The sequence below is a fragment of the Roseobacter sp. SK209-2-6 genome, assembly GCF_000169455.1.
Taxonomy (GTDB): Bacteria; Pseudomonadota; Alphaproteobacteria; order Rhodobacterales; family Rhodobacteraceae; genus Pseudophaeobacter.
In genome coordinates this window covers 75,658-88,328 of the sequence record NZ_AAYC01000003.1, presented here as the reverse complement: position 1 = coordinate 88,328, position 12,671 = coordinate 75,658, and the positions used below count along the sequence as shown (strand labels likewise).

The 12,671-nt window shown below is 57.0% G+C and carries 11 protein-coding genes; 6 read left to right on the top strand and 5 right to left on the bottom strand.

Features of this window, described 5'->3' with window-relative positions; genetic code table 11:
- Positions 1 to 3: 3 nt before the first annotated feature.
- From hpaD to RSK20926_RS06110, 3 genes are read right to left on the bottom strand one after another with little or no spacing between them, the layout of a single operon-like run.
- Positions 4 to 858: a 3,4-dihydroxyphenylacetate 2,3-dioxygenase gene (gene hpaD / locus RSK20926_RS06120; protein WP_008205136.1), complete on the bottom strand. Its 855-nt coding sequence runs from the start codon at positions 856 to 858 to the stop codon at positions 4 to 6.
- A gap of 53 nt (positions 859 to 911) precedes the next feature.
- The gene (hpaE, locus tag RSK20926_RS06115) at positions 912 to 2,423 is read right to left on the bottom strand and encodes a 5-carboxymethyl-2-hydroxymuconate semialdehyde dehydrogenase (protein ID WP_008205135.1); all 1,512 of its coding nucleotides are present in this window, start codon (positions 2,421 to 2,423) and stop codon (positions 912 to 914) included.
- On the bottom strand, positions 2,424 to 2,810 hold the full coding sequence (locus tag RSK20926_RS06110; protein WP_037254173.1) for a 5-carboxymethyl-2-hydroxymuconate Delta-isomerase: 387 nt from the start codon (positions 2,808 to 2,810) through the stop codon (positions 2,424 to 2,426).
- 128 nt (positions 2,811 to 2,938) lie between these two features.
- Here RSK20926_RS06110 and hpaR point away from each other — a divergent pair, with 128 nt between their 5' ends.
- Positions 2,939 to 3,376, top strand: coding sequence for a homoprotocatechuate degradation operon regulator HpaR (gene hpaR / locus RSK20926_RS06105; protein ID WP_037254056.1), 438 nt, complete (start codon positions 2,939 to 2,941; stop codon positions 3,374 to 3,376).
- A 36-nt stretch (positions 3,377 to 3,412) separates the two neighbouring features.
- Here hpaR and RSK20926_RS06100 read toward each other — a convergent pair whose 3' ends face one another.
- Together RSK20926_RS06100 and RSK20926_RS06095 are read right to left on the bottom strand one after the other, a co-directional pair.
- Complete coding sequence (locus RSK20926_RS06100) at positions 3,413 to 4,699, bottom strand: glycerate kinase type-2 family protein (RefSeq protein ID WP_008205132.1); 1,287 nt, start codon at positions 4,697 to 4,699, stop codon at positions 3,413 to 3,415.
- Between the two features lie 99 nt (positions 4,700 to 4,798).
- Positions 4,799 to 6,382 carry a sulfatase-like hydrolase/transferase gene (locus RSK20926_RS06095; protein WP_008205131.1) on the bottom strand — a complete coding sequence of 528 codons (1,584 nt, stop codon included), beginning with the start codon at positions 6,380 to 6,382 and terminating at the stop codon, positions 4,799 to 4,801.
- 184 nt (positions 6,383 to 6,566) lie between these two features.
- Here RSK20926_RS06095 and RSK20926_RS06090 point away from each other — a divergent pair, with 184 nt between their 5' ends.
- The 5 genes from RSK20926_RS06090 to RSK20926_RS06070 all read left to right on the top strand — a co-directional run bounded on the left by RSK20926_RS06090 (position 6,567) and on the right by RSK20926_RS06070 (position 12,667).
- Positions 6,567 to 7,358 (top strand): DeoR/GlpR family DNA-binding transcription regulator, encoded by a 792-nt coding sequence (locus RSK20926_RS06090; protein ID WP_037254169.1) that lies wholly within the window; start codon positions 6,567 to 6,569, stop codon positions 7,356 to 7,358.
- A 51-nt stretch (positions 7,359 to 7,409) separates the two neighbouring features.
- Positions 7,410 to 9,092: a Na/Pi cotransporter family protein gene (locus RSK20926_RS06085; RefSeq protein ID WP_008205127.1), complete on the top strand. Its 1,683-nt coding sequence runs from the start codon at positions 7,410 to 7,412 to the stop codon at positions 9,090 to 9,092.
- Positions 9,093 to 9,152: 60 nt separating this feature from the next.
- The gene (locus RSK20926_RS06080; RefSeq protein ID WP_008205126.1) at positions 9,153 to 9,992 is read left to right on the top strand and encodes an EamA family transporter; all 840 of its coding nucleotides are present in this window, start codon (positions 9,153 to 9,155) and stop codon (positions 9,990 to 9,992) included.
- Between the two features lie 283 nt (positions 9,993 to 10,275).
- Complete coding sequence (locus RSK20926_RS06075; RefSeq protein ID WP_037254053.1) at positions 10,276 to 11,400, top strand: ABC transporter substrate-binding protein; 1,125 nt, start codon at positions 10,276 to 10,278, stop codon at positions 11,398 to 11,400.
- A gap of 154 nt (positions 11,401 to 11,554) precedes the next feature.
- Positions 11,555 to 12,667: an ABC transporter ATP-binding protein gene (locus tag RSK20926_RS06070; RefSeq protein ID WP_008205124.1), complete on the top strand. Its 1,113-nt coding sequence runs from the start codon at positions 11,555 to 11,557 to the stop codon at positions 12,665 to 12,667.
- The last annotated feature ends 4 nt before the right edge of the window (positions 12,668 to 12,671 follow it).

Genomic DNA, 12,671 nt, shown 5'->3' with positions numbered 1-12,671 from the left:
GGGCTATTGAACCGGAAAGATCACGTTGGTCTGGCCGGTGCCGGACGAGGGGAAATATTCAGTGACCACCTCGCAGGGCGCATCATAGCTATCCCAGCCTAGGGCACCATAGAGCATCGCCGTGTCATGCATAGAGCCCTCGCCGCAGCAGAAATTGGCGTAGTCCCCTAGCATCTTGAGGAAAGTGGCATGGTCGCCGCGTTTCCACATCTCCAGCACATGCAGATCAACCTGGCGGTTGAATTCTGAGCTGATGGTGAAAGTGCCATTGTTGGCGGCGTAGTCTTTGTTGGGCCAGATCTTGTGGCTGAGAGATCCTGAGGCAACCAGGAGCACCTTGCTGTCGGAGGCCTCGACTGCTTCGCGAATGGCTTCGCCCACTAGGCGGCTTTCGTCGTGACCATGAACCGTGGCCCAGGCCGCGATAGAGACCACCTTCATGTCGTGTTCGCGGCTCATGAAACGCATCGGCACTAGGGTGCCATACTCTAGTTCGAGACTGTCGAGGTGATGCGCCAGCGTATAGGCGCCCTTGTCGCTGGCAATCCTTGCAATGGCATCACCCAGTTCCGGGTTGCCCTGGTATTCATAGGGCATGTCCTGGATGAACTGTGGGAACTCATTTGAGGTGAAAAGCCCCTTGAAACGCTTGTTGGCATTGATGTGAAAACCGGCATTGATCACCCAATGGGTATCGCAGATCACCACGGTGTCGGCCCCGAGTGCCTTGGCGCGGCGGGCGATTTCGTAATGCCCGTCAATGGCAGGCTGACGCTTGCCTTTGACCGGGCCGTCCTGTTCGGACATCAGCATGGTAGGCACGTGGGTGCATTTGGCGGCGAGAACGATTTCTCCCATTGCGGGTCTCCTCCCTCAAGGATTGGCGCGCGTTTCCTGAATAGGGGTATCCGTCAGGCGCCCAGCCGGGGGATCCTGTGCTGACCTCTGGCAAAGCCGATGTGCTTCTGCTCCATGTAGAACTCAAAACTCCAGTCGCCGCCATCGCGGCCGATGCCAGAGGATTTGACCCCGCCAAAGGGGGTGGGCAGGTGACGGACGTTTTCCGAATTCACCCAGATCATCCCGGCCTCGAGATGATTGGTGAAGCGCAGGGCGCGGGTCAGGTCATTGGTCCAGACATAGCCTGAGAGCCCGTATTGGGTATCATTGGCCATTTCCAGCGCCTCTTCTTCGGTTGAGAACGGGATCGAGGTCAGGACAGGGCCAAAGATCTCTTCCTGGGCGATGCGCATCTTGTTGCTCGCATTGGTAAAGAGCGTGGGTTTTACAAAGAACCCTTTGTCCCCCTCGCGCGCGCCGCCAGCAGCGATGGTCGCGCCGTCTTCTTCGGCGATGCCGAAGTAGGAAGTCACCTTGTCGAAATGCTCCTTGGCGATCATCGGGCCGACTTCGGTCTGGGGGTCCAGGGGGTGGCCAACTTGGATCCTGTTGACCCGCTCGATGAGCCTGGCCTCGAATTCTTCCTTGATGCTGTCCTGGATCAACAGGCGCGAGGATGAGGTGCAGCGCTCGCCGTTGATCGAGTAGATCATGAAGATCACCGCATCCAAGGCGCGCTCCAGATCCGCATCCTCAAAGACAACCACCGGGTTCTTGCCGCCCAGTTCCAGATGCATGCGCTTCAGGGTATCGGCCCCCTGTTTGGTGATCAGAGATCCGGTGCGGCTTTCGCCGACAAAAGCGATGGCTTTGATCGCCGGGTGTTCGGTCAAGCGCTTGCCGGCGTCTTCGCCAAATCCATTGACCAGGTTCCAGACGCCTGGGGGGAGACCAGCCTCATGGGCGATCTCAGCCAAAATGCGCGCGGTCACAGGTGAAAACTCCGCCGGTTTATGGACAACGGTGCAGCCCGCGGCTAGTGCCGGTGCGATCTTCCAAGTTGACAGCATGAAGGGCGTGTTCCAGGGGGTGATCACCCCCACCGGGCCAATCGGTACCCGGGTGGTGACATTCATCAATGTGGGGGACTGAAGGTTTTTGCCATCGCGGGCTGATGTCACCTGATCGGCAAAATAGCGGAAATTCTCCGCCCCGCGCAGCGCTGCCTTGGACATGAAGCGGAAGGCCTGGCCCGTATCATGGCATTCGCACAGGGCGATTTCCTCCGCCCGGGCCTCGATGCCTTCGGCAATTCCGATCAGGATCTTCTTGCGCTCAAGCGCGGGCAGGTCGCGCCAGGCCGGGAAGGCAGCTTTGGCCGCCTCGGCAGCAGCATCCACATCCGCGGCAGAGCTGCGGGCAACAGTGCAGACCACGCTTTCATCGATCGGGGAGATCGAAGTGAAGGTCTCGCCGGAAAGGGCCGGGCAGTCTTCACCATTGATCAGGTTAGATATGCCGTTTTCGCGGAACCGCGCGAGATAGCCGTCGAGCTTTTCAAGATGCGTGCTGAGTTCGGTCATTTAGTGATCCTCCAGGTGCGCGCGGATGGTTCCGCATTTGGGGGAGAGTTCGGGGTCGATGTTGCGCATCTCAAGCGAGAGCGCGAGGGAACGGCGCGCCATAAGCGGGGCGAGAAAGGACTGGGCTGCTTCGAATACTGCCTTTGTAGCGGCCTTGCGGGTTTCCAGGTCCCGGCCCGCGCGCAGCCGGACGGAGATGTCGATGTATCCGTGCTTGGGGTTGCCATCGGCGATGGAAACATGGGTCGCTGCAAAGGCCCGCACCCGGATACCTGCCATGGGAAAAGCGCCGGTCTGGATCGCGGCTTGCCGCAAGCAATCGCATAGGTCGGCGATATCTACTTCGCCTTCCAGGTTGGCTGAGTAATCCACGGTGAAATGGGGCATGTCCATCAGTCTCCAAATTACTTAACATGTTTACAAAAATGAGTGGAGCTTGTCAAACCGTCGCGTGCAGTTTTGGAAAAACGACGTTGCCAATTGCCTTTACGAGGAGATTCAGGTGATAGTTACACATGACAAGAGCTTTGCCTTCCACCAACCGTTCTCTTCCTATTGCCCTGCTACGTGCACGTGAGCGGGTCATGGGGCCGATTCGAAACCTCCTGAGCGCGTCGAATCTGACAGAGCAACAATGGCGCGTGCTCAGGGTAGTTCAGGAAAGCGGGGGTATCGATCCGACGCAAATCGCCGAGCAGGCCTGCCTCTTGCTGCCTAGCTTGACGCGGATCCTGCAAAAACTGGACGAGAAGGGATTGATCAACCGGGAGCGTGATACCGTAGACCGCCGCCGACAGATCATCAGGATCACTCCAGCGGGTGAGAATGTCATTAGCGACAATATCGAAGCCAGTTTGGCCCTGGCTGCCCGCACCCGCGAGAAGATGGGTGAAGAGCGCTATGAAGCGCTCTTGGATCTGCTCAATGATCTGGACCGCATAGAAGACAGCTGAGTCACGGTCGGGATGGCTAGCATCCTGCTGGGCAATCTAGTCAGCGGTTCCGTCAGGCACGCGTAGAAAGATCTGGACATCAGCTACATTTGTGCCGGTGCCTCCGGTCATCAGCAGCGCATCCGCAGCCTTCAGCGCCTCGTAGCTGTCATTGTTGTTTAACAGGGTCTCTGGATCTTTCTCCGCCTGTTTGATCGCGTTCCAGGTCCTTGCGGTGACAATGCCGCCGGCTGCATCAGTGGGGCCATCCCGTCCATCGGTGCCACCAGACAGGAAGAGCCAGTTGCCCTCCAGCTCTTCACTGCCGCGTTTTGCCACGCGCAGCGCGAGTTCCTGATTGCGTCCCCCCCGACCATCACCGCGAAGGCGTACCGTTGTTTCGCCGCCAAAGATGAGCGCCTGCTTGACGCTACCCGAAGGGGCGTTGAGTGTTTTGGCTGCAGTCAGTATTTCATCTGCCGCATCTTCCACATCGCCGGTGAGGTGGTCGCTAACAATTGTAGCTTGCCATCCCTGATCCTGAGCGGCCTCGAATATAGCTGACAGACTGTGGCGGTTGGACCCGATGAGATGGTTGTCCGGCTCGGGTGGCGCGCTGCTGGCCGTCTCTGGCTGCGAGAGGTGCAGCTTGATCGCTTCCGGGAGGTCCTCCCAGGAGGCGGAGGCCTGCAGAAGTGATTTGGCCTCCTCTCTGCTCCCCAAAGGGGCGACAGTGGGGCCAGAGGCGATAGCGCGGAGATCGTCGCCGATGACATCCGATAAGATATAGGCATGAACCGTGGCAGGTGCCGCGTGGCGCAGGAGACCGCCGCCTTTTAGCTCTGACAGCTGTTGGCGGATCAGGTTCATTTCGTTGATCTCCATGCCGGAGGCCAGAAGTGCCTGGTTGACCGCTGCCTTGTCTTCGAGCGAAAGCCCAGCTGAAGGGGCAACCATCAGGGCAGAACCCCCGCCAGAGATCAGTGCAATAACGCGATCTTCTGCTTTGGCTGGGGCGAGGAACTCAATAACCTTGCAGCCTGCCGCAGCGCTTGCCTGATCCGGGACGGGGTGCGAACCGGCCAAAACCTCAGCGCCTGCTATGGGACGATGGTTCTCAGGGTTGGTCACGACCAATGCTGCATGCGCGACTTCGACATGGCGCATTGCCTCTTCCATCAGGGGAACTGCCGCTTTACCCAGTGCCAGGATAAAGGTCTTACCCTCACCTTCTGCTTTCGGGAGTGGGGAGCGCACCAGATGTGCGCGCAGGGCCAGGGCTGGATCGGCCCGCTTTACTGCTGCCTCAAATAAGGTCCTGGCGTTTGCCTGCAGATCTGTCATGGTTTTCTCCCCCTCAGAAATTGCAATGTTACCGCTAAAATCTGAAGGGGTTCTGCCCGAAAGGCGGCCGAAAGGTCAACAGTTCCGACGACTGCCTGCTCAAGCTTTGTTGCTGGACCCTGATCTTTGGCGCTGCTGTCGTTTTGGGCCGCCCAGAGTGATACTGTCCAGGGATAGGGTCTGATCCATGTTTCGCATCCGGTGTCGGAGCATCTGTCGCGTCAGGCGGTTGAGCTCCGCCTGGAACTCCAGCTGTTGTGCGACATCTTCCATCTCGCCCTTGCCGTGATGATCAAAGAGGAGAGGTGGGAGGTCGGCTGCGAACTCGACCAGAGTGAAACGATCATCTCGCAGGATGGCCAGATTGGTTTGGGCCAGTCCTATTCCGAGGTGGCGTTGCCAGATGGAGGGGCTTTCGGGTTCGCCGAAATCCAGCTCCGAATAGGAGTATTGTCGCCAATCTTCGGGCTCTTCCCCGCGAAGAAGAGGAAGCAGAGAGGCTCCGTCCATCGAATTGGGAATTTCCTGCCCAACCCAGTCCAGAATTGTAGGTGTGAGATCGATGGATTCCGTGATGGCCTGAACCTTAGAGCCAGCATTGTCCTGATTGCCGGGCATGCGGATGATCAAGGGGGTCTTATAGGCCGCTTCATAAACCGACATTTTACCCCAACTGTGCCGGTCCCCTAGCATTTCGCCGTGATCTGCGCTGATCACCAGCAGGGTGTTCTCGTCCTGCCCTGTTTCCTTCAGGAAGGCTAGAATCCTGCCAATATGAGCGTCCACCTCGGTGGCGAGGCCCATGTAGACCGCGCGCAGGGTCTGAATGTTCTCATCATTGGGCTCCAGGTCGGGAAAACCCAGAATGGCTGAAGCAGCTGTGGAGGCCTGTGTCGCCGGTTCAAAAAACGGATGTAGTTGCCATTCCGCTTCTTCACTGTCTCGACGGGTTGGCAGTGGCAAATCGGCCGGGTCATACATGTCGTTATAGGGGGCAGGGGCCACCAGCGGAGGATGCGGCCTGATATAGGTCAGGTGTGCAAACCAGCTCTGATCCTGGTAGCCAGAGAGTGTCTCCAGAAAACGGTTGGTCAAGAATGCCGTGTCACTGTCTTCTGCACGATAGGGCGCGGGGTCGTTCAGCCGCGGGGTGCCACCCTTGGGTGCTGTGGGTTTGTGCAGATCCCAATAATCGTCAAACTGATAGCCCTTGCTGCGCAGATACCCTCTCCATGGATATGACATCTCCAGCCTCATTTCCAACATCTCCTGAAAGCCGGACATGTGGTGCTCATAGGTGCTAATTGCAGGGTCGTTAGGGTGGTGGATGCGCGGGTCCTGGCTGGTGTCGGTATAGCCAAAAAGCATGGGTTGATACCCGGCCTTGCGCATCTCTGAGGGGAGGGTCGGAATGTCGTGGCGCAGCGGAGCGCCATTGCGCACAGAGCGATGGTTCATGGCATATTGCCCGGTCAGAAGCGAGGCACGGGAAGGGCCGCAGGGGTTAACCACCGTGAAATTCCGCTCAAAACTTACCGCTTCGCCCATCAGAGCGCGCAAATGAGGTAGGTGTACATGCGCCGCAAGAGCGCCGTTTAGGCAATCAGCGCGCAGCTGATCAATGAGGATGAACAGCACATTGCGTTGCGACTGTCCCTGGTCGAGCGTTGAGCCTTTGTTCATTGCGCTTCTCCTAACGTCTTGGCGCCAGATAATCCGGCAAAGCGGATTTGGGAAGAGGGTTGATCGAGAGATTGGGTGTGTTTGACCGAAAATTTGGGTTCTTGTGGGTTACTTCTTGCGTTTCTCCTGAAAATCGTGTCAAAACGGGTTCTGTTCCTTTGGGTGAATGTGGAATTTTGACCGAATGACAGCAAATTCGATGTCTCACAGAGAGGTGGAGCTTCTGGAAGCGCTGCGTCGCCTGGGCGGTTCCGGGCGGAGCGCGGAGCTGGCAAAGGTGCTTGATGTTTCTGAGGAAACCGTTCGGCGCACGATAAAAGCACTGGCGAAGGCTGGTGTGGTCGAGCGTGTGCACGGTGGCGCCTATCTGATTGGAAATCAGGCGGGGCCAAGTTTTTTTCGCCGCATGGGTGAGAATAGGCGAGAGAAGGCCAGGATTGCACAGCAGGCTATGCATCACATTCCCGATGGCGCGACGGTGTTTCTGGATGTGGGTTCGACCACATCCTATGTCGCCGAAGCTCTGCGTCTAAGGCACAATCTAACGGTTGTGACCAATTCCATTGGGGTGGCTCAGGTTCTTGCCAATCACAACGGAAATAGTCTGCACCTCTTGGGCGGAGAAATGCAGAGCAATGAGCGAGGGACCTTTGGCCCGGTCGCAGAACAGCAGGCGGGTCGCTTTGCCTTTGATGTGGTCGTGATTTCAGCGGATGCGGTAAGTGCCAAGCAGGGAATCCTGTACCAAAGCGCCAGTGAGGCACAACTGGCGGCAAGGATTGGGGAGTTTGCGGAGAAGGTCATTGTTGTGACCACGCATCCCAAATTCGGAGAAATCGCGCCGCACAGGGGGCCTGATCCGCAACTCATCAGCTTGCTGATCAGTGATCAGCAGCCGGGTAAGAAACTCTCCAGATCGTTGCTCGATTGGGGGATTTCGGTTGAAGTTGCCGCCGATGAAAAGGATTTGGACTGATGGTCAAATCACTGTGTTGCGCCGCCGAAGCGCAGGGAAGGGAACTCTAGAATGGCTATTTTGACCTTTCTGATCAGTCTGGCTGGGGCCACTATGTTCCTGCTTTTTGCCGTTCGTATGGTGCGGACCGGCATCGAGCGTAGCTATGGCGCATCGTTTCAACGCCTGTTGACTGGAGCTGATAGTCAGATCCAGGCCAGCGGGGTAGGCTTGGGCCTTGCGCTTGTCCTGCAGAGTTCTGCTGCTGTTGCGCTTCTGGTGACCGGTTTTGCTGCGGGTGGTTTCCTGGGTTTCCCGGCAGGCTTGGCAATTGTTCTGGGGGGGGATCTTGGCTCAGCCCTGATTATTCAGATCCTGTCCTTCAATCTGGATTGGCTTGTGCCGGCCTTGCTAGCGATCGGTGGCTACCTGTTTGTAAAAACCGAAGGCAAAAAGACTCGCCAAGCAGGCCGAATCCTCATGGGTGTTGCCTTTATTCTGATTTCGTTGCGATTTCTGCGCGAGGCGATGGACCCAATCCGAGACAGCGCCTTCTTGCCTGCCGTTGCGGGCTATTTGGCGCGGGATTATTTGACTGCCTTTCTGGTCGGTGGGGCGCTGGCTTTTGTCATGCATTCCTCAGTTGCAGCGATCTTGATGTGTGTCACCCTGGTGCAAATCGGCGCAATCCCCTTTGAGGCGGGTCTATCGCTGGTGCTTGGCGCAAATTTTGGCTCTGGTTTCATTCCTGTCTGGTTGAGTCGTGGAATGACGCAAGAGGCGCGAAAAATCCCCTTTGCCAATCTTGGCCTGCGCGGCAGCTGGGCCGTCATTTGTTTGTTCGCGGTGAATTCTCCGCTGGCGGGCGGACTGCTGAGCGGGGCCGAAGCGGGGCAAGATCTGGTCTATGCTCATCTGTTCTTCAACGGATCACTCTTGCTCCTGGCTTTGCCATTGTGTCGCAAGATCGAGCCGCTGATGGGGCAATTGATGCCGGCAGCCGTGCAAGACAAGGACGAGATCGTACCCGGCCGACCCGTGAGCGCACTGGAGCCTGGTGTCTATGGGCCTCCCGCACAGGTGCTGGCAAATCTGAAACGTGAACTGTTGCGGATGTCTGATCTTGTGGAGACCATGTTTCGTCCACTCCCCGAACTCTACCGCAATGGCGAGTCTGATCAGATCAAGGCAGTTCAAAAGCTGGATGCTGAAGTGAATGCCTGCCTTTCGGGAATTCGCTCCTATGTGGCTGATATGCCGGACGAAGAGGCCTCCAAGGCAGATCTGAAAGCTGCACGTGACATGGTCGAATACGCTATCCGCCTGGAAACCGCTGGGGATGTGGCATCCCGGCGACTGGCAGTTCTGGCCGGTGATTTGAATAAAAAGAACCTGCAGTTCTCCAAGGAGGGATGGGCCGAGATCCAGCATATGCATGAATCGATCATGGCCAATCTGCGACTCGCATCGAATGTTCTGATCTCGGACGATCTGGAAAGTGCGAGGCTCCTGAACTCTGAAAAGACAGAGTTGAAAAGGATGGAGCGCGACAGTCGTAAGCGACACCTGAAGCGATTGCAGAATGGTGAACGGCTGAGTTTTGACACCTCGGATATCCATCTTGAAACGCTACGGGCTCTGCGAGAGTTCAACAGTCATATCGCAGCGGTCTCTTATCCCGTTCTCTATAAGAATGGCCAATTGCTAGAGACCCGCCTGATTGAAGATATGCAGGCGGGATCGTCAGAAAACTGACCGGTTCGATCAACCCGGCAGGGTGTTCCACTCCCCTCAGAAACTAAGTGATAGACGACGATGACACCATTTGTTGTTGCCATAATCCTCTCTGCGGCAATGCTGCATGCGGTTTGGAATGCGATTGTAAAAACTGCTGCTGACAGGACAACCACCCTTGGGCTAGTCGCCTTGGGGCATGTCATCCCCGGGGGCGTGATGGTTGCGGTTCTGCCCCTGCCGGAAATGGAGAGTCTCTTTTATGTTTTGCTCTCTACCGTGATCCACTTTGGGTACTTCTATATGCTGGGGCAGGCCTATAAGCATGGGGACCTCAGCGTGGTCTACCCGATTGCCCGTGGCATTGTGCCCGCTTTGGTGGCTCTTTGGGCGATGATTTTCGCGGGCGAAGTCCTTCCACTGCAGGCGTGGGGGGGAATCGGGTTGATCGCCTTGGGGATCCAGTTGAGCAGTTGGAAAGCGCTGAAGTCGGGCGTTGGCAGGACCGCTTTGTTTTATGCTTTGGGAACCGGATTTTGTATCTCGCTTTACTCTCTTGTTGATGGTCTTGGGGTGCGAATTTCGGGCAATACGCTAAGCTACTGGGCCTGGGGGGCCTTTCTGCACGCATTTGTCGCGGGTTTTATCGGGGTGAAAAAGCGCCAGCAGCTCATGGTGATACCGCTGCGCACATGGGTCATCGGAATCAGTGGTGGCCTGGTCTCAATGACAGCCTATGGATTGGTTCTTTTTGCCAAAAATTTCGCTCCCTTAGGTGCTGTTTCCGCCCTCAGGGAGACTTCGGTGATCTTTGCTGCTCTCATCGGGTTTGTTTTCCTGAAAGAAGGTAATTGGATGCGTCGCCTTGGCGCAGCGGTTCTGATGGCCTGCGGGGTGGCCCTCATCGGTTCGGCAGTATGAATTTCCGATTTCTTGGTCGCCCCAGCGTCATGGAAGGAGTGTTAGCGTTGACGGCGAGGGGTTTGGCGCGCAAACTGTTGTTACAAACCGGCTTTAGGTTGTTCGAATTGGTGTGCCCTGGAGCTGTTTGTCGAAAACTGGAGCTATAGTGCCGCTGGATGGAGATGTTCTGGACTTATCAATTTCTGAAACTGTCACTGTAGGTCGGGAGAAAGTCCCGCAATCTTCCAAACACCAAAAACAAAAATAAACTTACGTGAAATCCACTAGGGAGTAATCTTATATGACTGTCAAAACGAGCGTATCACGCCGGACCCTTTTGAAGAGCGCTGGCGCGGCGGCATTGGCGGCGCCGCTGTATTCAAGAAGCGCTTTGGCTTCGTCGGGTGAAATTAATATTTTGATGTGGTCGGACTATCTGCCACCAGAGTTTATCGCAGGTTTTGAAGCCAAGACCGGTATCAAGGTGAACTACACCGGGATCGGCTCAAACGAAGAAATCATCAACAAGATGAAGGCCACCAAGGGCCAGGGCTTTGACATTGTCTCGCCAACCAACAACCGTTCCCTGCAGTGGGGACCGCTGGAGCTGCTGAAGCCTTTTGACATGAATAAGGTCAATATCAGCGCGGTGAACCCGGCAATGGCGAAAATCGGTACCGATGCATGGAACTTTGACAATGGTGGCGTCCATTGGCTGCCACATATCTGGGGCACCGAAGGCATTGCCTATCGCACCGATAAATGGCTGCCAGAGGGCGATGCACCTTCTTACGGTGATGTCTGGTCGGAGGAAAATGCTGGCAAGACCATGGGCCGGGCGCACTCGATGATGCTGGGGGCCGGCCTCTATATGGAAGCCTCGGGTGAAATGGACGAAGGCTCTGTCTGGGCCGCCTATGATGACGAAGACACCATGCGTGAGGTCTGGGGCCAGATCACCGATTGGTGTATCTCGCGCAAGAACCGCATCAAACTGATCTGGAACGATGCGGATACCCAGAAAAACGGCCTGCTGAACGAAGGTGTTGTAGTTGGTCAGACCTGGGATGGCCCACCGCTGGCGCTGAAATCCGCTGGTGAGCCGGTGCATTACCAGGCGCCGGTCGAAGGGGCGATGGCCTGGGTTGACGGTATGTCCATGCCTGTTGGCGCACAGAACGAAGAGCAGGTCTATGCCTTCATCGACTACGCCTACGAGCAGGAGCCCGCAGGCAAAGCGATCGACAGCCATGGCTACAACTCGCCGGTTCTGGGCGCAGACACCCATTCCGGCGATGTCTACAAGAAGAACTTTGCGGAAGCCTATCCAGGCAGCTCGCTGGCCAATCTGAACCCATGGCCTGCGGAAGCCCCCTGGTATGCGGAAATCCGCACCGAGTTCGTGAACAAGTTCAAGAGCGCCTAAAGCAGCGCCTGACTTTCTGCTGGCTCCCGTACCTGTGTAGCGGGGGCCAGTTCCGCGCCAGCTTGCGCAAATTTCAACCTGAATGACCGAGCAGCTCTGATCTGCCGCTGGCCTGCCCAGCGGACAGGAAAGCTGCATACTGAGGAGAGACCACATGAGTGCAGGGGTCGGCGTAGATCTTGAGAACCTGTGGATCCGCTTTGGCGACTTTGTTGCCGTGCGCGACGCGAATGTGAACATAAACGGAGGGGATTTCTTTTCCTTCCTGGGGCCCTCGGGCTGCGGCAAGACCACGATCCTTCGGGCGGTCTCCGGCTTTCTGGAGCCCAGCGACGGCCGCGTGCTGATCGGGGGCAACAACATGAAGGGGATCGGGCCCAATAAACGCCCGACCGCGCTGATCTTCCAGAACCTAGCGCTGTTTCCGCTGATGAAGATCTGGGAAAACATCACCTTCTCGATGGAGATCAGGGGCGCCTCGGCCAAGGAGCGCCGCAAGCGGGCGGATGAGCTCTTGGATATGATCGCGTTGCCGGGGCAGGGCGACAAGCTGCCAAGCGAACTCTCCGGCGGTCAGCGCCAGCGGGTGGCCATTGCGCGTGCGCTCTGCGCCGAACCCGATGTGCTGCTGCTGGATGAGCCATTGTCGGCGCTGGACCTGAAGCTGCGCCAGCATATGCGTACCGAGCTGCGCGAGATCCAGCAGCGGGTGGGCATCACCTTTATCTACATCACCCACGACCAGGGCGAAGCCCTGACCATGTCGGACAATATTGCAGTGATGAAGGCCGGGGTGATCGACCAGATCGCCGACGGCAAGACCATCTACAACGATCCCTCGACTGCCTTTGCCGCTTCCTTTGTGGGCGAAAACAACGTGTTCCGCGGCAAGGTCAAGCGCGTCATGGGCAATGAGGCCCTGATCGAAACCAATCGCTCAGGCGATCTGGTGGCGCGGATCTCATCGGCCAATCAGGGCCGGATGAAAGAGGGTGAGGATGCGATGATGTTCATTCGGCCCGAAGCCTTTACCCTGGCGCCTGAAGGCGCCTCCGGTGATCATTTTGTCACCGCCAAGGTCAACCATGAGGAATTCGAGGGCAATGCTTTCAACATCTTCATGGAAGGTGAAGGTGGCAAGGAGCTGAAGGTCTCGATCCCCAACCTGGGGCAGTCCTTTGAGGATCACACCGGCCAGAACATCACCCTGGAATATGAGACGAACAATGCCGTCTGTGTTCCTGCGGGTGAGCTGGCAGCGGAATAGGGAG

Bases quoted from the DNA above. Each gene is read 5' to 3' on its own strand.
- hpaD (WP_008205136.1), bottom strand. From the start codon at position 858: ATGGGAGAAATCGTTCTCGCCGCCAAATGCACCCACGTGCCTACCATG.
- hpaE (WP_008205135.1), bottom strand. From the start codon at position 2,423: ATGACCGAACTCAGCACGCATCTTGAAAAGCTCGACGGCTATCTCGCG.
- RSK20926_RS06110 (WP_037254173.1), bottom strand. From the start codon at position 2,810: ATGCCCCATTTCACCGTGGATTACTCAGCCAACCTGGAAGGCGAAGTA.
- hpaR (WP_037254056.1), top strand. From the start codon at position 2,939: ATGACAAGAGCTTTGCCTTCCACCAACCGTTCTCTTCCTATTGCCCTG.
- RSK20926_RS06100 (WP_008205132.1), bottom strand. From the start codon at position 4,699: ATGACAGATCTGCAGGCAAACGCCAGGACCTTATTTGAGGCAGCAGTA.
- RSK20926_RS06095 (WP_008205131.1), bottom strand. From the start codon at position 6,382: ATGAACAAAGGCTCAACGCTCGACCAGGGACAGTCGCAACGCAATGTG.
- RSK20926_RS06090 (WP_037254169.1), top strand. From the start codon at position 6,567: ATGACAGCAAATTCGATGTCTCACAGAGAGGTGGAGCTTCTGGAAGCG.
- RSK20926_RS06085 (WP_008205127.1), top strand. From the start codon at position 7,410: ATGGCTATTTTGACCTTTCTGATCAGTCTGGCTGGGGCCACTATGTTC.
- RSK20926_RS06080 (WP_008205126.1), top strand. From the start codon at position 9,153: ATGACACCATTTGTTGTTGCCATAATCCTCTCTGCGGCAATGCTGCAT.
- RSK20926_RS06075 (WP_037254053.1), top strand. From the start codon at position 10,276: ATGACTGTCAAAACGAGCGTATCACGCCGGACCCTTTTGAAGAGCGCT.
- RSK20926_RS06070 (WP_008205124.1), top strand. From the start codon at position 11,555: ATGAGTGCAGGGGTCGGCGTAGATCTTGAGAACCTGTGGATCCGCTTT.